Origin of the sequence: Kitasatospora misakiensis, assembly GCF_042656005.1 — a bacterium.
Lineage (GTDB): Bacteria > Actinomycetota > Actinomycetes > Streptomycetales > Streptomycetaceae > Kitasatospora > Kitasatospora misakiensis.
In genome coordinates this window covers 14432-37232 of the sequence record NZ_JBHSOF010000009.1, presented here as the reverse complement: position 1 = coordinate 37232, position 22801 = coordinate 14432, and the positions used below count along the sequence as shown (strand labels likewise).

18 protein-coding genes and 1 pseudogene are annotated in these 22801 nt (G+C 75.3%); 12 read left to right on the top strand and 7 right to left on the bottom strand.

Annotated elements, in window-relative coordinates:
• Nucleotides 1-313: 313 nt before the first annotated feature.
• Nucleotides 314-1906: a PucR family transcriptional regulator gene (locus ACFP3U_RS09900; RefSeq protein ID WP_380224945.1), complete on the top strand. Its 1593-nt coding sequence runs from the start codon at nt 314-316 to the stop codon at nt 1904-1906.
• A 134-nt stretch (nt 1907-2040) separates the two neighbouring features.
• Here the strand turns inward: ACFP3U_RS09900 and ACFP3U_RS09895 are convergent, their stop codons facing one another.
• On the bottom strand, nt 2041-3177 hold the full coding sequence (locus ACFP3U_RS09895; RefSeq protein WP_380224944.1) for an alpha/beta hydrolase: 1137 nt from the start codon (nt 3175-3177) through the stop codon (nt 2041-2043).
• A gap of 310 nt (nt 3178-3487) precedes the next feature.
• Between ACFP3U_RS09895 and ACFP3U_RS09890 the strand changes: the two genes are divergently transcribed.
• From ACFP3U_RS09890 to ACFP3U_RS09860, 7 genes are all read left to right on the top strand, one after another.
• Nucleotides 3488-4516 (top strand): substrate-binding domain-containing protein, encoded by a 1029-nt coding sequence (locus ACFP3U_RS09890; RefSeq protein WP_380224943.1) that lies wholly within the window; start codon nt 3488-3490, stop codon nt 4514-4516.
• Nucleotides 4513-5550: an ABC transporter permease gene (locus tag ACFP3U_RS09885; protein WP_380224942.1), complete on the top strand. Its 1038-nt coding sequence runs from the start codon at nt 4513-4515 to the stop codon at nt 5548-5550. The genes ACFP3U_RS09890 and ACFP3U_RS09885 overlap by 4 nt, the downstream gene beginning before the upstream one ends.
• Nucleotides 5547-6401 carry an ATP-binding cassette domain-containing protein gene (locus tag ACFP3U_RS09880; protein WP_380224941.1) on the top strand — a complete coding sequence of 285 codons (855 nt, stop codon included), beginning with the start codon at nt 5547-5549 and terminating at the stop codon, nt 6399-6401. Before ACFP3U_RS09885 ends, ACFP3U_RS09880 begins: the two co-directional genes overlap by 4 nt.
• The gene (locus ACFP3U_RS09875; protein ID WP_380224940.1) at nt 6398-7504 is read left to right on the top strand and encodes an ROK family glucokinase; all 1107 of its coding nucleotides are present in this window, start codon (nt 6398-6400) and stop codon (nt 7502-7504) included. The genes ACFP3U_RS09880 and ACFP3U_RS09875 overlap by 4 nt, the downstream gene beginning before the upstream one ends.
• 231 nt (nt 7505-7735) lie before the next feature.
• Nucleotides 7736-9526: a gamma-glutamyltransferase gene (gene ggt / locus ACFP3U_RS09870; RefSeq protein ID WP_380224939.1), complete on the top strand. Its 1791-nt coding sequence runs from the start codon at nt 7736-7738 to the stop codon at nt 9524-9526.
• A 218-nt stretch (nt 9527-9744) separates the two neighbouring features.
• Complete coding sequence (locus ACFP3U_RS09865; RefSeq protein ID WP_380224938.1) at nt 9745-10548, top strand: exodeoxyribonuclease III; 804 nt, start codon at nt 9745-9747, stop codon at nt 10546-10548.
• 172 nt (nt 10549-10720) lie between these two features.
• Nucleotides 10721-11335 carry a hypothetical protein gene (locus ACFP3U_RS09860; RefSeq protein WP_380224937.1) on the top strand — a complete coding sequence of 205 codons (615 nt, stop codon included), beginning with the start codon at nt 10721-10723 and terminating at the stop codon, nt 11333-11335.
• Nucleotides 11336-11448: 113 nt separating this feature from the next.
• Here ACFP3U_RS09860 and ACFP3U_RS09855 read toward each other — a convergent pair whose 3' ends face one another.
• Nucleotides 11449-12210 (bottom strand): lysoplasmalogenase, encoded by a 762-nt coding sequence (locus tag ACFP3U_RS09855; protein ID WP_380224936.1) that lies wholly within the window; start codon nt 12208-12210, stop codon nt 11449-11451.
• Between the two features lie 250 nt (nt 12211-12460).
• On the opposite strand from ACFP3U_RS09855, the gene ACFP3U_RS09850 reads away from it, so the two are divergent.
• Entirely contained in the window at nt 12461-14314 is a 1854-nt protein-coding gene (locus ACFP3U_RS09850) for a DUF2398 family protein (RefSeq protein ID WP_380224935.1), read from the top strand.
• Between the two features lie 246 nt (nt 14315-14560).
• Nucleotides 14561-14800: pseudogene (locus ACFP3U_RS09845) on the top strand (RNA-guided endonuclease TnpB family protein); the annotation flags it as partial.
• A 15-nt stretch (nt 14801-14815) separates the two neighbouring features.
• On the opposite strand, the gene ACFP3U_RS09840 reads toward ACFP3U_RS09845, so the two are convergent.
• The 5 genes from ACFP3U_RS09840 to ACFP3U_RS09820 all read right to left on the bottom strand — a co-directional run bounded on the left by ACFP3U_RS09840 (nt 14816) and on the right by ACFP3U_RS09820 (nt 18441).
• Nucleotides 14816-15001 carry a hypothetical protein gene (locus ACFP3U_RS09840; protein ID WP_380224934.1) on the bottom strand — a complete coding sequence of 62 codons (186 nt, stop codon included), beginning with the start codon at nt 14999-15001 and terminating at the stop codon, nt 14816-14818.
• Between the two features lie 221 nt (nt 15002-15222).
• Nucleotides 15223-15597, bottom strand: coding sequence for a MerR family transcriptional regulator (locus ACFP3U_RS09835; RefSeq protein ID WP_380224933.1), 375 nt, complete (start codon nt 15595-15597; stop codon nt 15223-15225).
• Between the two features lie 86 nt (nt 15598-15683).
• Complete coding sequence (locus ACFP3U_RS09830; protein WP_380224932.1) at nt 15684-16499, bottom strand: alpha/beta fold hydrolase; 816 nt, start codon at nt 16497-16499, stop codon at nt 15684-15686.
• Nucleotides 16500-16718: 219 nt separating this feature from the next.
• The gene (locus ACFP3U_RS09825; RefSeq protein ID WP_380224931.1) at nt 16719-17372 is read right to left on the bottom strand and encodes a TetR/AcrR family transcriptional regulator; all 654 of its coding nucleotides are present in this window, start codon (nt 17370-17372) and stop codon (nt 16719-16721) included.
• 160 nt (nt 17373-17532) lie between these two features.
• Nucleotides 17533-18441: an acyl-CoA thioesterase gene (locus ACFP3U_RS09820; protein WP_380224930.1), complete on the bottom strand. Its 909-nt coding sequence runs from the start codon at nt 18439-18441 to the stop codon at nt 17533-17535.
• Nucleotides 18442-18622: 181 nt separating this feature from the next.
• On the opposite strand from ACFP3U_RS09820, the gene ACFP3U_RS09815 reads away from it, so the two are divergent.
• Nucleotides 18623-20020 (top strand): SWIM zinc finger family protein, encoded by a 1398-nt coding sequence (locus ACFP3U_RS09815; protein ID WP_380224929.1) that lies wholly within the window; start codon nt 18623-18625, stop codon nt 20018-20020.
• Complete coding sequence (locus ACFP3U_RS09810; RefSeq protein ID WP_380224927.1) at nt 20017-22764, top strand: DUF7824 domain-containing protein; 2748 nt, start codon at nt 20017-20019, stop codon at nt 22762-22764. Before ACFP3U_RS09815 ends, ACFP3U_RS09810 begins: the two co-directional genes overlap by 4 nt.
• Nucleotides 22765-22801 lie beyond the last annotated feature (37 nt).

Genomic DNA, 22801 nt, shown 5'->3' with positions numbered 1-22801 from the left:
GGTGTGTCCGGCGGCGTGTGGCCAGTGAACCGCTGTGACGGGGGCCACTGGCAGTCACCGATGGCATGAAGCCCCGGCTGTGGTCCCGCCCGGCATCCTGTACGTTCCTCTAAGGAGCACGATGCCGCAGCCCAGCCGCGCGCCGGGCCACACCTACGACCGTAATCCGGCCGTGATTCCCAAGCCACGACCCCGTAATCCGGGCACCCGTTGGGACGTAACGCCGAGCACGGGTGTTCGGGCACACTGTGACCGCGGACCGAGCGCTCGGACCACCCCCACACCCCACCGCCAGCCCGTTAGGAGCCCCCGGATGCGTGTCCGTGACCTGCTCGCCCCCGGCGCCCCGCGCCTGCGCCTGCTCGCGGCCGAGGAGGAGCTGGACCGGCAGGTCAGCGGCGTGATGACGACCGACCTGCACGACCCCGGGCGTTATCTGCACGGCGGCGAGCTGGTCCTCACCGGCATGCTCTGGCGGACCGCCCCGGCCGACTCCGAGCGCTTCGTGCGCACCATCGTGGCCGGCGGCGCGGTCGCCCTGGCGGCTGGCGAGGCCGAGGTCGGCCCCGTCCCCGAGGACCTCGTCGAGGCGTGCCGCCGGCACCGGATGCCGCTGCTGGCCGTGCCCGACGACATCGCCTTCGGCACCGTCACCGAGTTCGTCGGCCGCCAGGTCTCCGCCGACCGGGCCGCCGACCTGGCCGCCCTGGTCGACCGGCACCGGCAGCTGGTCTCGGCGGCCGGCGGGGGCGGCCTGGACGCCGTCCTCGACCTGCTCGGCGGGGACCTCGACCTCGACTGCTGGGTGCTCACCCCGACCGGCGCGGTGATCGCCGGACCGGCCGACCGGCTCCCCGCCGGGGACCGCGACCAGCTGGTCCGCGCCCACCTCGCCGCCCAGCGCCAGCGCCGCCGCCCCCCGCACCGGGCCCGCCTCGCGGCCGGCGCCTACTCGCTGCTGCCCGCCCCGGCCGACCCCGAGGCCGAGGCGCCGCTCGCCGACTGGGTGCTCGCGGTGGCCGGCGACGTCACCGAGTGGACCGCCAAGCGCCAGCAGCTCGCCGAGAACCTGGCCCGGCTGGTCGCCGCCGAGCGCCACCGCCGCGACGAGGGCCGCCGACTGCGCCGCCGCCTCGCCGACGAGGTGCTCGCGCTGCTCCAGCGCGACGCCGACCCGGCCGAGATCAGCCGCACCCTGTACGCGTCCTCGGCGATGGCCGCCCGCTACGAGAGCCGCGAGCCCGGGCCGCGGACGCCGGACGGCTCCTGGCTGGTGCTCAGCGCCGAGGGCACCGGCCTGCCCGAGGGCGCGGTGCGGGCGATCCTGGAGGAGGCGCTGGGCGGTGCCGGCGACCGGGCGCTGGTCGCCGACGCGGGGACCGGCGCGGTGGTGGTGCTGCCCGCGCCGGACAGCCCGGTGCCCGCCGACGCCCTGCGCGAGCTGCTCGCCCCGCTGGAGGCCGGGCTCGGTTCGGAGGGCCGGATCACCCTCGGCGTCTCGGCCCCCGCCCGGGAGGCGGTCGGGCTGCGCGGCGCGCTGGAGGAGGCCCGGCACGCCCGCCGGATCGCCGCCGCCCGGGTGGGCCGGGTCTGCGTGGCCGGGCCGGAGGAGCTGGCCTCGCACGTGCTGCTGCTCGCGGCCGTGCCGGACGAGGTCCGCCGGGCCTTCCGCAGTCGGCTGCTGGACACCGTGATCGCCTACGACATCGAGCACCAGGCGGACCTCGTCCGCACCCTGGAGGCGTTCCTCCGGTCGGACGGCTCCTGGACCAGGTGCGCCGCGCAGCTGCACGTCCACGTCAACACGCTGCGGTACCGGATCGGCCGCATCGAGGAGTTGACCGGCCGTGACCTCTCCCGGCTGGAGGACCGGGTGGACTTCTACCTGGCGCTCGAACTCGCCTGAGCCCCGCGCACCCGGAGCGCCCCGGAGCACCGGCCCGCCCCGAGCCGAAGGGGCGCGCCGGTGCCGAAAGGGAGGCGCGAGGGAGCGACGACCGTCGGCACCGGGTCAAAGCGCCCCGGAGGCGAGCGGGCGAGTTACAGCGCCGGGATGATGCCGGTCAGCCACTCGAAGACGCCCGGCACCATGTCCTTCCACACGTCGCTGGAGTGCGGCCCGGTGGTCTCGACCACCTGGACGGTGGTCGGCGCCTTGGCGACGGCGGCGAGCGCCTGGCCGTCCTCGTAGCCGTCGCCCTTGTTGCCGGAGATGTAGAGCGCGACCTTCGGCGGCTGGGGCGCGCTCTTGAGGATGGTCACCGGGTTGTTGGCCTCGCGGAGCTTCGGGTCCTTGCCGACCAGCGAGTCCGGCTCCTTGGCCGGGTCGTTGTAGCCGGAGAGGCTGATGGCGGCCCGGTAGCGGTTGGGGTGGGCCAGCGAGAGCTTGGTGGCGCAGTGGGCGCCCGCCGAGTAGCCGGCGACGGCCCAGCGGTCGGCGGACGGGTCGGCCCGGAAGTTGTCCAGGATCATCTGCGGGACGTCCCGGGTGAGCCAGGTGTCCGCGTTGACCTTGCCCGGTACGTCGGTGCAGCCGGCGTCGGTGCGGTTGCCCAGCAGCAGGGTGCGCGGCGAGACCAGGATGAACGGGGCCACCTTGCCCTGCTGCATCAGCGGCTTGAGCTGCTCGGAGACCTTGAGCGTGCCGTACCAGGTGGAGGAGGAGCCCGGGAAGCCGGGGATCAGCTCGACCACCGGGAACTTCTTGTCCTTGAACGCGGGGTCGTGGTACTGCGGCGGCAGCCAGACCAGCACCTCGCCGTCGACGCCGGACAGCTGGCCCTTGAGGTCGGTCTTCTGGACGTCGTTCGGCACCTTCGGGTCGTCCACGCCGCGGAAGGACTGCTGGACCTTGTTGGCCGACGGGTGCGCGGCGTCACCGGCGGCCGAGGTCTGGCCGCCGGCCTGGTCGATCGGCGGGACGGACGGCACCGCGCGCACGTGGTGGCCGGTGCCGAGCAGGTCGTCCCAGTTGCCGTAGATGAGGTTGGCGTTGTTGACCATGATGAAGACCATCAGCACCGCGGTGGCCTGGCAGAACACGATCATGGCGAGCCTGGACAGGACGCGCACCGGTTCGGGGCCCTTGACCCGACCCCAGAACCACATCGCCACCGCGATGGAGATCGGCACGAGGATGACCGTGCAGATGAAGAATGGCGTACCTGTCAGTTGCATCAAGTTCTCGTATCCGGGTTCGAAGCCGCCCGGGCCCCACTCGCCCGGAACGCCACCTCAATGGCATCAGACGGCGCGTAACGGGGATCGGTTGCCGTCCGAATCTGTGCGGAACCTGAGAGGAACATCACGTTTCCGCGAAGCTCCCTTTTCGGGTCCGCCCCAGTCTGCCACTCTGGCAGGCTCTGCCCGGACGTCACGTCCAGCGAACGCCCAGGAATCCCCCGCAGGGCACGATACCGCCCGGACGGATCGGCCCGTCGGGCGAGGCGGTGCGAACGCGCGTCCGCGGGGAAGCGAGACTATGGGGATGAGCACAACCCGCATGAGTCCCGTCCGCCGGCTCCGGCCCGTCGCCGTGGCGCTCGCCGTCCTGGCCCTGACGGTCGCCGCCGCCGGCTGCAGCAGCACCGGAGGCAAACGCGCCGAGGAGGCCCGCGCCAAGGCGTCGGCCGCCGGCGGCAGCGCCGTCACCACCCCGCGCTGGAAGGTCGCCATGGTGACCCACGCCGGTGCCGGCGACGCCTTCTGGGACACCGTGCGCAAGGGCGCCGAGCAGGCCGCCGCCAAGGACAACATCACCTTCCTCTACTCCAACGACGCGCAGACCCAGAACCAGGTCCAGCTCGTCCAGGCCGCCATCGACCAGAAGGTCGACGGCCTGCTGGTCACCCTCGCCAAGGGCGACGCGATGGCCGACGTCCTCGGCAAGGCCAAGGCCGCCGGCATCCCCGTCATCACCATCAACTCCGGCCAGGAGTTCTCCGCCCGCTTCGGCGCGCTCACCCACATCGGCCAGGACGAGAGCACCGCCGGCCAGGCCGCCGGCGGCGAACTGGCCGCCCGCGGCCGCAAGAACGTCCTCTGCGTCATCCACGAGCAGGGCAACGTCGGCCAGGAGCAGCGCTGCTCCGGCGCCCAGGGCCGGGCCGGCGGCGCCTTCCAGGTGCTGTACGTCGACGGCGTCAACATGCCGGACGCCCGCGCCGCGATCTCCGCCAAGCTCCAGGCCGACCCGGCGATCGACACCGTGCTCACCCTCTCAGGACCGATGGCCGCCACCGGCCTCCAGGCGATCCAGGACGCCCGCCGACCGGTCGAGCTCGACACCTTCGACCTGGGCACCCAGGTGGTCTCCGGCCTCAAGGCGGGCACCGTCGGCTTCGCCGTCGACCAGCAGCCCTACCTCCAGGGCTACGAGGGCGTCGACCTGCTCTGGCTCTACCGCTCCAACCTCGACATGCTCGGCGGCGGCAAGCCGGTCGCCACCGGCCCGCAGATCCTCACCAAGGAGAACGCGGACGCGCTCGCCGAGTACGTGGCGAGGGGGACCAGGTGAGTTCCCCGGACGTCCTCGTCCAGGACCGCGAACGCCCGGCCGCGCTGCGCCGCCTGGCCGGCCGGCCCGAACTGGGCGCGCTGATCGCCGCCGCCGCGGTCTTCCTGGTCTTCGCCGCCGTCGCCGAGCCCTTCCTGCGGGTACCCTCGCTGGGCACCGTGCTGTACGCGGCCTCCACCATCGGGATCATGGCCGTACCGGTCGCGCTGCTGATGATCGGCGGCGAGTTCGACCTCTCCGCCGGCGTGCTGGTCACCACCGCCGCGCTGACCTCGTCGATGGTCTCCTACCAGCTCACCGCCGTGACCTGGGTGGGCGTGCTGGTCTCGCTGGCCGTCACGCTGGCGGTCGGCCTGTTCAACGGGTGGATGCTGGCCCGCACCAGGCTGCCCAGCTTCATCGTCACGCTCGGCACCTTCCTGATGCTGACCGGCGCCAACCTCGGCGTCACCAAGCTGGTCTCCGGCACCGTCTCCACCAAGCCGATCTCGGACATGGAGGGCTTCGCGTCCTGCCGCTGGCTGTTCGCCTCCGAGGTGACCGTCGGCGGGCTGACGATCAAGGCCACCGTCTGGTGGTGGATCGGCCTGCTGCTGGTCGGCAGCTGGGTGCTGCTGCGCACCCGCTTCGGCAACTGGGTCTTCGCGGTCGGCGGCGACGCGGCCGCGGCCCGCGCGGTCGGCGTCCCGGTCGCCCGGACCAAGACGGTGCTCTACCTGTTCGTCGGCTTCGGCGCCTGGGTGCTCGGCCAGCACCTGCTGTTCTCCTTCGACACCGTGCAGTCCGGCGAGGGCGTCGGCAACGAGCTGATCTACATCGTCGCGGCCGTCATCGGCGGCTGCCTGATCACCGGCGGCTACGGCTCGGTGGTCGGCTCCGCGCTGGGCGCGCTGATCTTCGGCATGGCCAGCAAGGGCATCATCTACGCGCAGTGGAACCCGGACTGGTTCAAGTTCTTCCTCGGCGCGATGCTGCTGCTCGCCGCCCTGCTGAACACCTGGGTCAAGCGCCGCGCCGAACGGGGGCCCCGATGACCACGCCCGTCCCTCTTCTGCCGGGTACCGAGCTGCTCGCGCTCTCCGGGGTCGGGAAGACCTACGGCACCGTCCGCGCGCTGGAGGACGTCTCGCTGACCCTGCGGACCGGCGAGATCAGCTGTGTGCTCGGCGACAACGGCGCCGGCAAGTCCACCCTGATCAAGATCATCGCCGGGCTGCACCGGCACGACGAGGGCACCTTCACGGTGGGCGGCGAGGAGGTCACCTTCGACTCCCCGCGCCAGGCCCTGGACCGCGGCATCGCCACCGTCTACCAGGACCTCGCCGTCGTCCCGCTGATGCCCGTCTGGCGGAACTTCTTCCTCGGCTCCGAGCAGGGGCACAAGCGCTGGGGCGGCCTGCGGATCGACGCCGACGGCATGCGCGCCACCACCCGGAGCGCGCTCGCCGACATGGGCATCGACCTGCCCGACGTCGACCGCCCGATCGGCACCCTGTCCGGCGGCCAGCGCCAGTGCGTGGCCATCGCGCGGGCCGTGCACTTCGGCGCCAAGGTGCTCGTCCTGGACGAGCCGACCGCGGCGCTCGGCGTCAAGCAGTCCGGCGTGGTGCTCAAGTACGTCACCGCCGCGCGGGACGCCGGGCTCGGCGTCGTGCTGATCACCCACAACCCGCACCACGCCTACCTGGTGGGCGACCACTTCACCCTGCTCAAGCGGGGCCGGACGGCCGGCAGCCACCCCCGTGCGGAGATCGGCCTCGAACAGCTCACCACCGAGATGGCCGGCGGTTCCGACCTCGCCGAGCTCTCCCACGAGCTGGGCCGGCCCTCGACCACCCCCGACCCCGCGTCCGACCATTCTGCCGAGGAGCGTCCCCAGCCGTGACCACTCCCCAGGGCGGCAACCGGCCGCCGGTCCTGCCCACCCTCCTCGGCCTCGGCCCGCGCGCCGAGCGCCGCCGCCGGGCCCTGCCCGCCGGCCTGCTCCGGCTGCCGACCATCGGCGTCGACATCGGCGGCACCAAGGTCGTCGCCGGCGTCGTCGACGGCGAGGGCAAGGTGCTGGAGAAGCTGCGCACCGACACCCCCGACAAGTCCAAGAGCCCCAAGGTGGTCGAGGACGTCATCGTCGAGCTGGTGCTGGAGCTCGCCGACCGGCACGACGTCCACGCCGTCGGCATCGGCGCGGCCGGCTGGGTCGACTCCGAGCGCTCCACGGTGCTCTTCGCCCCGCACCTCAACTGGCGCGGCGAACCGCTGCGCGACGCGCTCAGCTCCCGGCTGCGCTTCCCGGTGATCGTCGAGAACGACGCCAACGCCGCCGCCTGGGCCGAGTGGCGCTTCGGCGCCGGCCGGGGCGAGGAGCACATGGTGATGCTCACCCTGGGCACCGGCATCGGCGGCGCCGTCGTCCGCGACGGCTACGTGGACCGGGGCAGGTACGGGCTGGCCGGCGAGTTCGGGCACATGCAGGTGGTGCCCGGCGGCCACCGCTGCCCGTGCGGCAACCGGGGCTGCTGGGAGCAGTACTCCTCCGGCAACGCGCTGGTGCGCGACGCCCGCGAACTGGTCGCCGAGGAGTCCCCGGTGGTCCAGGCACTGCTGGCCCGGGCCGGCGGCAACGTCGAGGCCATCACCGGCCCGCTGGTCACGGAGGCCGCCCGGGCCGGCGACCCGACCGCCACCGAGCTGCTCTACGACGTCGGCACCTGGCTCGGCGTCGGCATCGCCAACCTGGCCGCCGCCCTCGACCCGGGCCGCTTCGTCATCGGCGGCGGCGTCTCCGAGGCCGGCGACCTCCTGCTCGGCCCCGCCCGCGACACCTTCCGCCGCACCCTCACCGGCCGGGGCTTCCGCCCCGAGTCGGCCATCGTCCACGCCGCCCTCGGCAACGAGGCCGGCCTGGTCGGCGCCGCCGACCTCGCCCGCCAGGTCGCCCGCCGGTTCCGCACCATCAAGCGCCGCCGGGTGGAACGCGCGGTCCCGTAACCGGGCCGCCGGGGGGCGGCGAGTGACGACTGACAAATGACAGCTGCTATCTGTCAGCTGCCGGCTGTCAGTCCGCGAAGCGACCGCCCGCCCGCCGGTCGGGCCCGCTGTGGCGTGTCAACTACCCGTTGGTAGCGAGGCGGCACGGTTGTCGGGGTCATGGCTCCTGTGAAACAACGGAGCTGACGCCGATTCAGTCGATCCGGCCGATTCAGGGGAAGAGGAGTTCGGATGAGAGCCCTGGCCCGTATCGCCCCACCGCTGCTGCTCGCCACCGCGCTGGTGTGGTCCACCGTCGGACCGGCCGGGGCGGTGGCGCCGCCGGCCAAGGTGCCCGAGGCGGTGGGCTGGGGCGGGGCGGTGGCCAGTGTGGACGCCGACGCCACGGCGGCCGGGATCGAGGTGCTGCGCAAGGGCGGCAACGCCGTGGACGCGGCGGTCGCGGTGGCGGCGGCGCTCGGGGTCACCGAGCCGTACTCGGCCGGGATCGGCGGCGGCGGGTACTTCGTCTACTACGACCACGCCAGCGGGCGGGTGCACACCATCGACGGCCGGGAGACCGCCTCCCGGACCGCCGACACCTCGCTGTTCCTGGAGAACGGCAAGCCGCTGCCGTTCGCCGACGCCGTCACCAGCGGCCTCTCCGTCGGCGTGCCCGGCTCCCCGGCCACCTGGCAGACCGCCATTGAACAATGGGGCCGGCGCAGCTTCGCCGAGGCCCTCAAGCCCGCCCAGCGGATCGCCGAGCAGGGCTTCACCGTCGACCAGACCTTCCAGGACCAGACCTCGCTCAACCAGGCCCGGTTCAAGGACTTCCCCGACACCGCCCGGCTCTTCCTGCCCGGTGGCGCGCTCCCGGTGGTCGGCTCGACCTTCCGCAACCCCGATCTCGCCGCCACCTACCGGCAGCTCGGTAAGGAGGGCACCGAGGCCCTCTACCGGGGCGACATCGGCGCCGACATCGTCCGCACCGTCCAGCACCCGCCGGTCGATCCGGCGTCCGGCCGGGTCGCCCGCCCCGGAAAGGTGGACGCCACCGACCTCGCCGACTACCGGGTGCGCCGTCAGCAGCCCACCCACGTCGCCTACCGGGACTACGACCTCTACTCGATCGCCCCGTCCAGCTCCGGCGGCACCACCGTCGGCGAGGCGCTCGGCATCCTGGAGGACGGCGAGGTCGCCGACTACGACACCACGCAGTACTACCACCACTTCCTGGAGTCCACCCGGCTCGCCTTCGCCGACCGCAACCGCTGGGTGGGCGACCCGGCGTTCAACGACGTCCCGGTCAAGGAGCTGCTCTCCGCCCGGTTCGCCGCCTCCCGGGCCTGCCTGATCAGCCCCGACCGGGCCCTGACCAGCCCGATCGCCCCTGGCGACCCGCGCCACCCGGCCGCCTGCGCGAGCGTGGGCCCGGCGCCCGCCGCCGAGCCGTACGAGGGCCTGAGCACCAGTCACCTCACGGTGGGCGACCGCTGGGGCAACATCGTCTCCTACACCCTGACCCTGGAGCAGACCGGCGGCAGCGGCATCACCGTCCCCGGCCGCGGCTTCCTGCTCAACAACGAGTTGACCGACTTCAACTTCACCCCGCTGGTGCCGGGCGTGCCCGACCCCAACCTCCCGGGGCCGGGCAAGCGGCCGCGCTCCTCGCTCTCGCCGACCATCGTGCTGCGCGACGGCGAGCCCGTGCTGGCGGCCGGCTCGCCCGGCGGCGCGACGATCATCACCACCACCCTCCAGGTGCTGCTCGGGCGCCTGGACCGGGGGCTGAGCCTGGCGCAGGCGATCGCCGCGCCGCGCGCCAGCCAGCGCAACACGGCGGCCACCCAGGCCGAGCCCGGCTTCCTGGCGCTGCCGGAGCGGGCCAGGCTGGAGGCGCTCGGCCACGTGTTCGCCAGTACGCCGGAGATCGGCGCGGCTACCGGTGTCGAGCGGCTGCCGGACGGCCGCTGGGTCGCCGCCGCCGAACCGGTGCGCCGTGGTGGCGGCTCGGCGGCGGTGGTCCGGCCCGCGCCCTGAGATCGAGGCCTGAAGCCGTGCCCTGAGGCCGCGCCTTGAGGTTGTGGCCGCACGCCCCCGCACCCGGCGGGGCGTGCGGCCCGACCGCGCGCCGGCTGGATTGTCGGTGCCGTTCGGTAGATTCGGGGTGGGCGTCCAGCAGGGCGCCCGCCCCCGTGCGTCCAGCACTCGTCCGTACCGAACCGCCATCGCCACCGCCACCGGGAAGGCCGCCCGCCGTGACCGTCCGCATCGCCACCTGGAACATCAACTCCGTCACCGCGCGGCTGCCCAAGCTCCTCGAATGGCTGGAGAGCGCCAAGCCGGACGTGCTCTGCCTCCAGGAGCTCAAGTGCGCCTCCGACGCCTTCCCGTACGAGCCGGTCCGCGAGCTCGGCTACGAGACGGCCGCGCACGGCACCGGCCGGTGGAACGGCGTGGCGATCGTCTCCCGGATCGGCCTCGACGACGTCGTCCGCGACCTGCCCGAGCAGCCCGGCTACCTCGCCGACGACGCCCTGTTGCCCGACGTCGAGCCGCGCGCCATCGCCGCCACCTGCGGCCCGGTCCGGGTCTGGTCGGTCTACGTGCCCAACGGCCGCGAGGTCGACCACGCCCACTACCGCTACAAGCTGGAGTGGCTGGAGGCGCTGCGCCGGGCGTCGCTGGAGGACGCGGCCGGCGAGCGCCCCTACGCCGTCCTGGGCGACTTCAACATCGCGCCCAGTGACCAGGACGTCTTCGACGTGGCCGCCTTCGAGGGCCTGACCCACGTCACCCCCGCCGAGCGGGCCGCGCTCGCCGCCCTGGACGCGGCCGGCCTGCACGACGTGGTGCCCCGCCCGCTGAAGTACGACCGCCCCTACACCTACTGGGACTACCGCCAGCTGGCCTTCCCGAAGAACCGGGGCATGCGGATCGACCTCACCTACGCCAACAAGCCCTTCGTGGACGCCGTCACCGACAGCTACGTCGACCGCGAGGCCCGCAAGGGCAAGGGCACCTCGGACCACGCCCCGGTCGTCGTCGACCTGGACCTCTGAGCGGCCCTGGGGGGCCTCGTCACTGGGCGTAGTCGGCTCTCCCTCGAACGGGCCAGAGCGGTGGCCGGGCGCGGAGGGTGTGCCTAGCGTCGGTGAGTGACCGGGTGTAGTTGTTCGATCACGTGGACATCGGAGTCCCCGGCTGCGCCCGAGAGAACCCGGAGGTTCCGGTATGCGCCCCACGCGTACGGCCGCCGCCGCCCTGATCGGCGCGACGGTGCTGACCGGCCTGACGGCCCCCCTCGCGCTGGCCAAGGACGGCGCCGCCTCGGTCAGCCCGTCCCAGGCCGCACCGGGCCAGACCGTGACGGTCACGGTCGCCTGTGAGAAGTCCGACAAGCCCAACGCCAAGACCATCACCGCCAGCTCGCCGGCCTTCGAGGGCGGCCCGGCCACCCTCACGCTCGGCTCGGACGGCAAGCACACCGGCTCCGCCCGGCTGGCGAGCAAGTTCGGCGGCGAGAACAAGATCGACGGCACCTGCCCGGACGGCGGCGCCTTCACCACCAATGTCACGGTGACCACGGTCTCGGTGTCCACCTCCGGTGGTTCCGCGCCCTCGGGCCTGGGCGGGTGGAGCGAGGCGGCCGGTGAGTGGGCGGGTTCGCTCGGGCAGTCCGGTGCCGGCAGTCAGCAGGTCGCCCCGCACGGCGCGGTGAAGACCGGTCTGGGCGGCTCGGTGGCGGCCGACCCCGCGGAGCTAGTCGGCGGTGCGCTGCTGGTTGTGGGCGGCGTCGGCGGCTTCTGGCTGCTGCGGCGGCGGTCGGCCGGCGCCGGATCGGCCTGAAGGGACGCTTCCGCGAGGGTGCCCCACGGGCCGCGCGCGACCGAGGGGCGAGGACGGGTGCCGCCGGACGGAGTGTCCGGCGGCACCCGCGCGCTCGGTCGGACCGTGGCGGGTCAGACCGTGGCGGGCCGGAACGTGGCGGGCCGGAACGTGGCGGGCCGGAACGTGGCCGGACCGTCCCCGTCCTCCCGGGACTCGGCGGCCCGGAGCGCACCGGTCGCCAGCAGGTACTGCGCCAGGATGTAGGTGGCCATGATCCAGAACTCGTGCCCCGGCAGCCGGCGCCACTTCGCCAGCTTGGTGGCGATCAGCGTGTCGGAGAGCAGGAACAGCGCGCCGCCCAGCCCGCCCCGCGCGCCCAGCCCGGCCGAGGTGACCGCCGTCGAGGCGAGCAGCAGGCTGTAGCCGGCCACCGGGATCCGCAGGTCGCCGAGATCCGGCCAGAGCCGGCCCACCATCGTCACCCAGGCCGTCGCGTACGCCGCCGCGACCACCGCCGCCCGACGCCGGTCGGTCAGCGCGCCCTGGCCGACGAACATCGTCACGTAGCAGACGTGCGCCGCCGCGAACGAACCCATTCCGGCCAGGAACGCGGTGTCGTCGCCGAGCTGGAGCAGCACGTCCCCGCCCGCGCTCAGCAGCAGCGCCGGGGTGAGCAGCTTCGGAGCGCGCCGGCCGGCCTCGGTGGCCCGGGTGACGCTGTGCGCGGCGAGCAGCGGCATCAGCGGCGGCTTGGTGGCGTGCCGCAGGGCCGGCGTCCCGGTCAGCAGGGCTCCCAGGTGGGCCGCCGAGGTGGTGGCGTAGCCGGTGAGCAGGCCGGTGGCGGAGCGCAGCCGACCGCCGAGGACGGCGCGGGTGGTCGTACGGATGCTCATGCGGCGGTGTCCTCCGGGCGGGTGGTTGGGTGGGGGAGCGGGGCGGCGGGGCGGAGCGGTGGGCACGACAGGCGACCTGAAGGGGGCGCGGAAGAGATTGTTACCGGTGCGTAGGTCCGTCCGCGCAACCGGGGTGACGTGTCGCCCGTCCGCTGCCCGCCCGCCGTTCGGTCGCCGTTCGGCCGGATGTCGCCGGGAGCCGGGCGGGTGCCAGCGAGGGCCGCGCCCACCGTCTAGTCTGGTTCCCGACATGGAGCAGCAGGAGTACGCGACCGGCGCCGCGCGGACGGCCGGTGGCAGGTCGGACGGGCGCACGGGCGGGGCGGGGCGGGGCACCACCGACGCCGTCCTCGTCGTACGCGCGTCCGCCCCCCGTCCGGTACCCGGAGCCGCCCCCACCACGGGAGTTGACGCCCCGCAGGGCCCCGGCCCGGCCCCCGCCGCCTGCCCCGACCGCCCGGAATCGGACGCGCCCACCGGTTCCCCCTCCCCGTCCGCCGAGGTGCTCTCGCCCGACCCGGGGCTGCTCCGCCTCGCGCGCTGGTTCGCTGAGGCGGACCCCCGTACCGCCGACGACCTCTGCGCCGCCTCTCTCGGCCTCTACCCGGCCCGGCACTTCGGCGCTCCCACCGAACCGGTCGCCGCCGGACCGGCCGCCACCGAGGTCAGCTGGTGGCACGGCCCCACCGCGCACACCCCCGCGCCGCCGCGCGCCCGTGAACCGCGCGCCGCCGGCGGCCTGCGCCGCGCCCGCCGGGACGCCGCCGCGCTGCCCGTCGTCCTCTCGGGCGCCAAGCCGGGCCAGCCCGGCCGGCACCGCAAGCCCGAACGCTCCCGGGGGCCCGCCGTGGTGCCGCAGGATCGTTCCGCCGCGGCCACCGCGGCCGAACGGCGGATCGCCGCCCGGCTGCTCGTCGCCCACCCGCTGGTCACCGCCTCCGGGCCGCACGCCGACGGCTTCCCGCTGATCCGCCGTCACCGCGACTGGCTCGCCGAGCGTTTCGACACCCTGCTCGGCTACCGCCTGGTGGTCGGCCCCTGGCATGCCCGCCTGCACAAGGCCGGACTCGGCCCCGGCGCCGCCCGTCGCCTCGAACACCCCGTCACCGGCGCCCCGTTCACCCCCGGCGGGTACGCGCAGCTCGCCCTCGCGCTCGCCCTGCTGGTCGACGCGCCCGAACAACTCCCGCTCGACCGCCTGCTCGCGGCGATGAAGGCCGCCGACCCCGGGACCGGTCCGGCCGCCCGCCCCGGGGACTGCCCCGACCTCGTGATGGCGCTCGCCGTGCTCGCCGACTGGCAGGTACTCGGCGACCTCCCCGCCGAGCTGTCCGCAGACCTGCCCGCCGAGCCGTCCGACCCGGCCGCCGTCCTGACGGTGGACCGGGAGCTCGCCCGCGCCGTCCCGGTCGGCCCGCCCGCGCTCGCCGACGACGCCGCCGACCTCATCCGCCGCGCCGCCGAGGCCGAGCCCGGTACGGCCGTCCGCCGCCGGCTGGCCGAGACCCCGGTCGTGCTGGCCGCCGACCTGCCCGAGGACCAGCGCGCCTGGCTGCGCGACCACGGCCGGACCGGCCCGGCCGCGCTCGCCGACTTCCTCGGCCTGGAGTCGGAGCTGCGCGCCGAGGGCGTCGCCCTGCTCGACCCGGCGGAGGAGCTCACCGACCTCGCCCTGCCCGGGACCGACACGGCCGCCCAGGCGGCCCTGCTGCTGGTCGAGCGCCTGGTCGAGGAGGTCCGGCCGCTCCCGGGCGAGACCACCGGCCCCGATGTGCCCGTCCCGGACGCGCTGATAGACGGCGTGCTCGGCGACATCGCCGACGAGTACGGCCTGCCGGCCGGCTGGCACCGGGGCTACCTCGCCGACCGCACCGCCCTGCGCCGCGACGCGCTCGACCTGCTCCACCGGATGGGTCTGATCACCCCCGCCCCGCGCGGCACCCGCCCCCCGGGCTGGCTGCTCCGGGCCCCCGCCGCCCGCTACGCGCCGGCCCCCGATCTCGTCCCCGCCCCCGGCACCGGCCGGCACTCCCGGCGCGACCCCGACATCACCATCCCGGCCCCCGCCGCCCCCGCCGCGCCCCGCGCCGGCCAGCCGGCCTGACCGCCGCGCCCCACCAGGCCGCGCCCCGGGCACGAAAAACGCCCGCACCGCGATCAGGCGGGCGGGCGGTGGCGGTTCGGCGGTGCTATCGGGGCTGATCGCAGTGGGCCGGGCTTCAGCCTGGTGGTGAAGCGAGTCTGAACCCTGTCGTGACGTGTGCGTTCGCAGTCTCCCGCACTGTTGTCAGTGCCCTCGGACAGGTTGATCGTCATGCAGCTCCGGTACTCCTTCCGCCTCTACCCGAACCGGTACGGGCGCGCCTTCCATCGAACAGGACGCTTCGAGCCCACCTCGCAGGTCTGCTCGAACTGCGGGGCCGTCCTCGACCGGGACATCAACGCGGCGGTCAACGTCGCCCAGGCCGCCGGACTGGCGGTGTCCGCCTGTCGAGCGCAGGTAAGACCGGTACTTGTACCGGCGCAGCGCGGTGAAGCAGGAACCCACCGAGACGGTCAGCCGACCGTGGTAGGAATCTCCGGCCTTTAGGCCGGAGAGCGGAAGTCAATCCCGGACCGTCGCGGTGGCGGTGGCGACCGTGCCGTGCTGGACGGTCTCGACGGTGGCGCCGACGCCGAGGGTGCCCAGGGTGACGGAGGCGAGGACGGCGAAGCAGGCCAGGACGCGGCGGTGGCGCTGCGGCAGCGGGAAGCGCGGTTCCTGGGGGGTCGCCGGAGGGTGGGCGTTCATGACACGGAGGTTTCCAGGGCGGCGTTAACGATCGCTACGTGCGGGTGAAGTCCGGATGGGAGGTGGGCGTCGGCTTGGGCGCATGCGCAACGCCGCAGGTCACGCGATACCCCGGGGAGGCCGGTGGCCCACCCCGGGGCGGGCGGGTTTCACCCGGTCGGGGGGTGCCGGTCGCCCCGACGGGCATCGGCCGGGCCCTCGCCGACGGCGACCCGGCCGGTTCAGGCGGCCGTGTAGAGGCGGGACGGCGGCTCGGCCGCGTCCAGGTAGCCCGCCAGGGCGTTCCGGCTGCGGGTCAGCTCGCCGATGCGCGCGTCGAGTTCGGCCAGCTCGTCGCGGAGCGTGCCGAGCAGGTTGGGGCAGGCCTCCAGGGCGGGGACCGGTCCGCTCGCGCAGGGGAGGATCTCGGCGATCACCCGGGTGGACAGGCCCGCCGCCAGCAGGCTGCGGATCTGCCGCACCCGGACGGTGTCGCCCTCGTCGTACTCGCGGTAGCCCCCGGTGGAGCGGGTGGGCCGGAGCAGGTTCTGCTCCTCGTAGTACCGCAGTAGGCGGGTGGACACCCCGGTCAGGCGGGCGAGTTCTCCGATGCGCATGATCGGGCGAACACCGTCGGCCGGCCGGGTGTTCCCGCGCGGCCCCGGCCGGGCACCTGGCCGGCCGGGGCCGTGGTGACGGGGTATCAGGCCGCGACCGGGTGGGCCGGGCTCGCCGCCAGGAAGCCCAGCAGCAGCTCCCGCAGCTCGGGCAGCCGCTCGACCATGGGCAGGTGGCCGGCCGTCAGCTCGACGAACCGCGCGCCGGGGATGCCCTCGGCCAGGGCGCGGTGCTGCTCCGGAGAGACCAGGCCGTCCTCGGTGGTGGAGACCACCAGGGTCGGCACCTCGACGCGGGCCAGTTCGCCGCGGACGTCGGCGCGGGCGGCGAGGTCGAACTGCTGGCGGAAGCCCGCCGGGAGCGGCGTGCCGGCTATGGCGGCGCGGAGCTCGGCGAGCTGCTCGGCGGGCAGGGCGTCCACCCAGCTCCGGCCGAACACCGTGGTCAGTTGCTGGTCGGCCATCAGCTCGGGGTGCTCGGCGAGGGCGAACAACTGGTCGGCGAGCAGTCGGAACCGCTGCGAACCGCCGGCCACCCCGGAGAGCAGCAGCAGCGAGCGGACCCGCCCGGGGTGGCGGGTGGTGATCCGGACGGCCACGGCGGCTCCGAGCGAGTAGCCGGCCAGGTCGAACTCGGTCAGGCCGGCCGCGTCGGCGGCGGCCACCAGGCGGTCGGCCAGCTCGTCGAGCGAGGGCTCGCCCGGTTCGGCGGGGCTGTCGCCGGAGCCGGGGTAGTCGGGGGCGACGACGGTGCGGTGGGCGGCGAGGTCGTCGATCAGCGGACCCCAGTTGTCGCGGGCGCTGCCGCCCGCGCCGTGGGCGAGCAGCAGCCCGGGGCCGCTGCCGCGGACGATCGCGGCGAGCGGCGCGGGGGTTGCGGTGGCGGTGGGCCGGGTGGTCATGGCGGTGCTCCTGAGCTGCTCGTGCGGGCGGTGGGTCGTGGCCGGACGGCCGGACCGCTTCGCACGTTAGAAGTTCACACCAGTGTGAAGGTCAAGCCCCGTCGCCGCCCGCCTGCCGCCCGCCCGTTGCCTGCCCGTCCCGGCCTGTGGGCGGGCACGGCGAACCGCCGGTGCGGCGGGGGCCGGGCCCGTCCGCCCCCCACCGGACCGTGCCGCGCCTCAGGCGCTGGACGTGACCTCGTACGGGGCCGGGTAGGCCGTCTCGTACGGGGTCAGCACCAGCCGGACCACGTCCTCCAGCCGGCGGCGGGCGTCGCCGAGCGTGGTGCGGCCGGTCACCCAGGCGGTCAGCTCGCCCTGCCAGGCATGGCCGACGATGTGCCGCACCAGGTCGCTCGCAGCGGCCGGCACTTCGTCGGCCATCACCGCCTGGAGCGCCGCGCTGTCGGCCCGGGCCATGCCCTGCAGGGCCTCGCTGGCGAAGGGGTCGGTGGAGGCGGCGACGGCCACCCGGAGCCGGGCCAGTTCGGGCTGCCGCTGGTAGGCGCGCATGCCGCCGCGGACGAACCGCACCACCCGGTCGGTGGCGCCCAGGCCGGCGCGCGGTCCGCGCAACTCCGCCACCAGGTCGGCCAGCAGCAGCCGGTGCCATTCGGCGATCGCCGCCGCCAGCAGGTGGTCCTTGGAGGAGAAGTAGCGGTACGCCGTCCCCAGGGCGACTCCGGACCGCTCGCAGACCTGCTTCATCTGCAGCCGCTCGACGCCGATCTCGTTCACCAGGGCGAGCGCGGCCGCGATCAGGCTTTCGCGGCGTTCGAGCTGACGCGGAGACATCGCCTCCACCGGCCGTGGTGACAGGTCAACCTTGGTCACCCGCACCATGATACGGGCCGGGGCCGCTCAGGAATATGACGCCCACCGGCCGCCCTCCGTTCGCCCGCCGGCCACCGGGGAGTGGACGGGGTCGTGAACGGCGGGCGGCCGGTCGGCGCGGCGGCGCCGTTCGGTGCGGCGCGGCCGGGTGACCGGGAGTTCAGCGCGGCGCGACCAGGCGTTCGCGGATCAGCGCCTCCTGGACGGCGGAGGCCACCAGTCGGCCCCCGCGGTCGTAGAACTCGCCCAGCGCCAGCCCGCGGCCGTCCGAGGAGGACGGGCTGCGCTGCGCGAAGAGCAGCCACTCGTCGGCCCGGAACGGCCGGTGGAACCACATCGCGTGGTCCAGCGAGGCCATCAGCAGCCGGGGCGGCTCGGTGCGTTGGAAGAAGTTCGGCTGGACGTGCAGCCCGGCGGTGGAGGCGAGCGTGAGGTCCGAGAGGTAGGTGAGCGCGCAGACGTGCAGCAGCGGGTCGTCGGCGGGCAGCGGCGAGCCGGTGCGCAGCCAGACGAACTGCTGCGGCATGCCGGGCACGGTCGGGGGCACACCGGGCGCGTCCGGCGGGACGAACCGCAGCTCCAGGGCGCCGAAGCCGCTGGCGGCCAGCGCGGCGCGGGCGGCGTCGTCCCAGAGCGAGAAGGCGTCCGGCAGTTCCTCGGGGCCGGGCAGCGCCGGGATCTCCCGGTGCCGGTCGGCGGCCGGCTCGGGGCGCTTGAAGGACGCCGAGAGGGTGAAGACGTCCTCGCCCCGCTGGACCGCCGTCACCCGCCGGGTGGCGTAGGAGGTGCCCTGGCGGACCCGGTCGACCCGGTACTCGATCGGGCGGGTCGGGTCGCCGGGCATCAGGAAGTAGCCGTGCAGCGAGTGCACGGAGCGGTCCGCCCCGATCGTCCGCCCGGCCGCCACCAGGGCCTGCGCGGCGACCTGGCCGCCGAACGCGCGCATCGGCGCTCCGGCGTGGCAGTGGCCGCGGAACGTGTTCTCGTCGAGCGGCTCGATCCGCAGCAGCTCGGCGAACGGTCCGGCCGTGTCGGTGGCCCGTCTGTCCTGTTCGGTCAGCTCTGTCACGGGCCCATAGTGGCAGACGGGGGCGGCCCGCCGGTGTGACGTGGGTAACCCGACGGGCGAACATTCTTGCTAGAACGTGTTCCAGTCCGCCGGGCCGGGCGAGCGGTGGTCGCGTGGCGGGCGGGAGGGCGGCCGGAGGCGGGAGGGCCGATTGTCAGTGCCCTGACCTAGCGTGCTCGGCATGTCGCAATCCGCACACGCGTACGCCTATCTGCGCCCGTCCGCCGTCCTCGACGGCGCGGCGGGCCGGCGCCTCGCCCTGGAGACCTCCGGCGGCGTCACCCCGTTCGGGGCCGCCGCCCACCCGCGCTTCTTCGCGGGCTTCCTGGCCGAGCCGGCGCCGGCCGCCGCCGCGCTGCTCGCGGTCGCCGACGTCGCCGCGGCCCGCTACTACCAGCCGCAGCTGCGCGCCTCGCTCGACCCGGTGGTCACCGCCAACGGCGACCGGCTCCGGTTCGAGTCCTTCTCCGGCTGCTGCGGTGTCTACGCCCGCCTCGACGTGCTCGCCGCCGGCCTGGACGGCGACGAGATCGGCCACGGCACCACCAACGTCGACGTCAACAATCCGCTGCGCGAAGCACTCACCCGGATCGGTCCGGCCGAGCCGCTGCACCTCGCGGTCGGCCCGGACGCCCTGGAGGTCACCACCTTCGACGGGCCGGTCGTCGAGAAGAAGGTCCCGCTGCCCGAGCGCTGGCTGCGCGGCTTCGCCGAGACCCAGGTCACCGCCGCCGGCTTCGACCTGCGGGCCGAACTGCCCGCCGCCGAGGCGGTCCGCTTCCTGCGCTCGCTGCCGCGCGGGGGCCGCGGCGGCGCCCGCACGGCGCAGTGGGTGGTGGCGGCCGGGCGGACGCTGCGGCCGACCACCCGGCCGGTGCCCGGCGCGGTCTGCCTGCCCGGCCCCGAGCGGCTGGCCGCCCTGCAGCGGGTGCTGCGGCACGCGCGGGCGCTGCGGATCTACGGCCCGCCGGTCGTCGGGGACGGACCGGCGGCCTCCGCCTGGGAGGTCGAGCTGCCCGGGATGCGGCTGACGCTCACCCTGTCGCCGGACGCCTCCCGGGGCTTCAGTGGCGAGGGCGGGGTGCTCGGCGCGCTGGCCACCGGGGCCGCCGCGGCCGACGCCGACCTGGTCGCCGCGCTGCTCGCCTGGGAGCCGCGGATCGAGGTCGCCGAGCTCGCCGAGCAGGCCGGCCTCACCCCGGAGCGGGTGCGGGCCGCGCTCACCCGGCTCGGCACCGCCGGGCAGATCGGCTACGACGTCGCCGAGGCGGCGTACTTCCACCGGCAGCTCCCGTACGACGCGGGGCGGGCGGAGACGGCCAACCCGCGGCTGCGGGCCGCCCGCGCGCTGGTCGCCGCCGGGGCGGTCCGGCTGGAGGAGGGCGGGGCGACGGCCACCGTCACGGTCGACGACCACCTCCAGCGGGTGCGGACGGACGCGGCGGGCGCGGTCGGCTGCACCTGCCTCTGGTGGGCGAAGTACCGGGGCGGGCGCGGGCCGTGCAAGCACGTGCTGGCGGTGGGCATGGTCCGCGAGGCGCGGGCCCAGGACGGCGGACACCGGGAGGGGACCCGATGAGCACGACGAGCACGGTAACTGAAAGTGGTAGCGCCGGTGCCGGGAGCGCGGCCGACGCGGTGGAGGCCCTGCTGACGGCGATCCGCGAGGGCTGGACCGGCCGGGTGCCGGGGCTGCTCCGGGCGCTCGGCCCGGCCGAGCGGCGCTCCTGCGTCCCGGCGCTGAAGGAACTCCGCCTGGCGAACCGCGGCGAGTGGACCAAGCAGGCCAACCAGCGGATGTGCGCCCTGCTGGTGGCTGGCGCCGGCTGCCACCCCGGCGCCGCCGGCGCGGCCGGCTGGATCGGCGCCCGGGACTTCACCGGCCGCTCCTGGGCCCGCCACCCCGCCCTCGCCGACGTCGTCGAGGCCCAGCCGGTGGAGTGGCAGATCGAGGTGGTGAGCCGGCTCGCCGCCAAGCGCGGCTCCGGCTTCAACTGGGACCTCTTCCCGCTGATCGAGCGGGTGGTGCGGCGCACCGGCTGCGTGGTGCCGGCCTCCGACGAGTTCGTCGCCGAGTGGCTGCGCTCGGGGGCCGGGCGGCAGAGCGGCAGCCTCACCACCCTGCTGGAGCGGCTGCCGGTCGACACCTTCACCCCGGTCCTGCTGCCCCGGGTGTTCGAGCTCGACGACGTCGCCTGGTCGCTGGACGCCCGCCTCGGCGCCCGACCGGGGGACAACTGGCCGGCCGCGATCGCCGGACTGCCCGAGGCGGGCGTGTTCGAGCGCGCGGAGCTGATCGCGCTCTGCCTGGGCCGCCTGGTGCGCGGCGGCCGGGCCGCCGACCAGCGGGCGTTCCTGAGCGTGCTGACGGCGCTCGCGCCGACGCCGCAGGAGTACGCGGCCCGCGCGCGCGACCTGCTGGTGCTGCTGGACGGGCTGTCGGCGGTCGCCGGGCACGCCCAGCAGGTGCTCACCGCGCTGGACGAGGCCGGGCTGGTCGAGCCCGAGCTGGTGATCGAGGCCTCGGCGGTGGTGCTGTTCCGCGCCGAGAAGAAGCTGGTGCGCGCCCAGCTCGGCTGGCTGGAGCAGGCCGCGAAGCGCTCGCCCGAGAGGTCCGGCCCGGTCGCGCTCGCCGCCGCCGACGCCTTCGGCCACCCCGACTCCACCCTCCAGGAGCGGGCGCTCAACCTGGTCGCCCGTCGGCTGAAGACCGCCGGTGAGGCCGTCCTGCCGGAGCTGCGGCTCGCCGCCGAGGCGCTCAACCCCGTCCACCACGCCCGGGCCGGCGCGCTGTTCGGCGCGACCGTGGGCGGCTCGGGCGGCTCGGGGGAGGACGACACGGCCTGGGACGAGCTGCTGCCGCCGGTCCCGGTGCCCGTCCCGCTCGGCGAGCCGCTCGCCACCCCGGCGGAGGTCGCCGAGGAGCTGGCCGTGCTGCTGGCCGCCGGGCAGCCCGGCGTCGCCGTGTTCGAACGGGTCCTGGACGGCCTGGTCCGGCACGCCCACCGCGACCGGCTCGCGCTCGTCGGCGCGCTGGAGCCGGTGCTGCGGGTGAACCGGTGGCAGAACGTCGGCCGGTGGCAGGACTGCGGCCCGGCGGACGCGCTCTACCCCGCGGCGGTGGTGGCCGGCCAGGTCGACCCGCACCGGCTCGGTTACGTCTTCCGGAACAAGGGCCGGCACCCGCTGCGGGGCGAGTACAACAGCGTGTACGGGACGGTGCTGGCCGCCCGGATCGCCGAGGCGGCCGAGCGGGTCGGCACCGACCCCGTGCCGCTGCTGCTCGCCACGCCGACCGACACCACCGGCGCGCTCGCCGCGACCGCCCTGGTCGAGCGCCTCGCCGCGTACGAGGCCGCGGGTGCCACGGCCGGGCCCGCCGACCTGAACGCCGCCCTGCTGCGGGTCGCCCCGACGGCGGATCCGGCGGTCCTGGCGGCGGCCGAGCGGCTGACCTCGCCCGCCGGGCGGTGGGTGGCCGCCTGGCTGCGCGGCGGCGGCCTGCCGGCCCGGCCCTCGGAGCGGGTGCTCTTCGCGCCCGGCCCGGACTCCCCGCAGCCGACGAGGGCCTGGGACCGCTGGTGGGAGAGCGTCAAGCGGCTGGCGGTCGCCCAGGCCGGCAGTGCCGGCGGCCCGGTCGGACCGGCGGGCGAGCGGCTCGGCCCGGAGTTCCGGGCACTGCTGGAGGGCACCGAGCCCAGCGTGGACCGGGCCCGCCGGCAGAACGAGTGGCTCTGGGAGCCCACTGTGCACTGGGCCGCGATGCTGCCGCAGCACCGCGAGGAGCTGGCGGCCCGGTGGCTGGACCGGTTCGCCGACTCCGCCGACCGGGAGCGGCGCGGCGGCTCGGCGATGCTGGTCACCCTCGCCGAGGCCGGCGGCCCGGCCGGGCTCGCGCTGCACCTCGCCCTGGCCTACTGCCTCGGCGCGCGGTTCCCCGAGGACCGCACCGCCGCCGTGGACGCGCTGCTGGTGCTGGCCGCCCGCGGCGACCTGGACGGCGCCCTGCTCGGCCGGGAACTGGGCGAGCTGGTGGCGCTCGGCACGGTGAAGCCGAACCGGCTCGCGCACGCGCTGGCCACCGCCGCCGAGACCGGCGCGTACGCCACCGTCTGGTCGGTGCTGGCCCCCGCCCTGCCCGCGCTGCTGGGCGGCGAGGCCCTGCGCGGCACCGCCGACCTCCTCGCGGTCGCGACCGACGCCGCCCGCCGCTCGGGCGCCCGCGGCCCGGTACCGGAGGTGACCACCACCGCGGCGCGCCCCGGCGCCGCCCGTCTGGTGAAGGAGGCCCGCGCGCTGCGCGACGTCCTGGGCGCCGCCTGAGCCGGGCCCGGCGGGGCCCGGCGGGCGGTCACCAGGC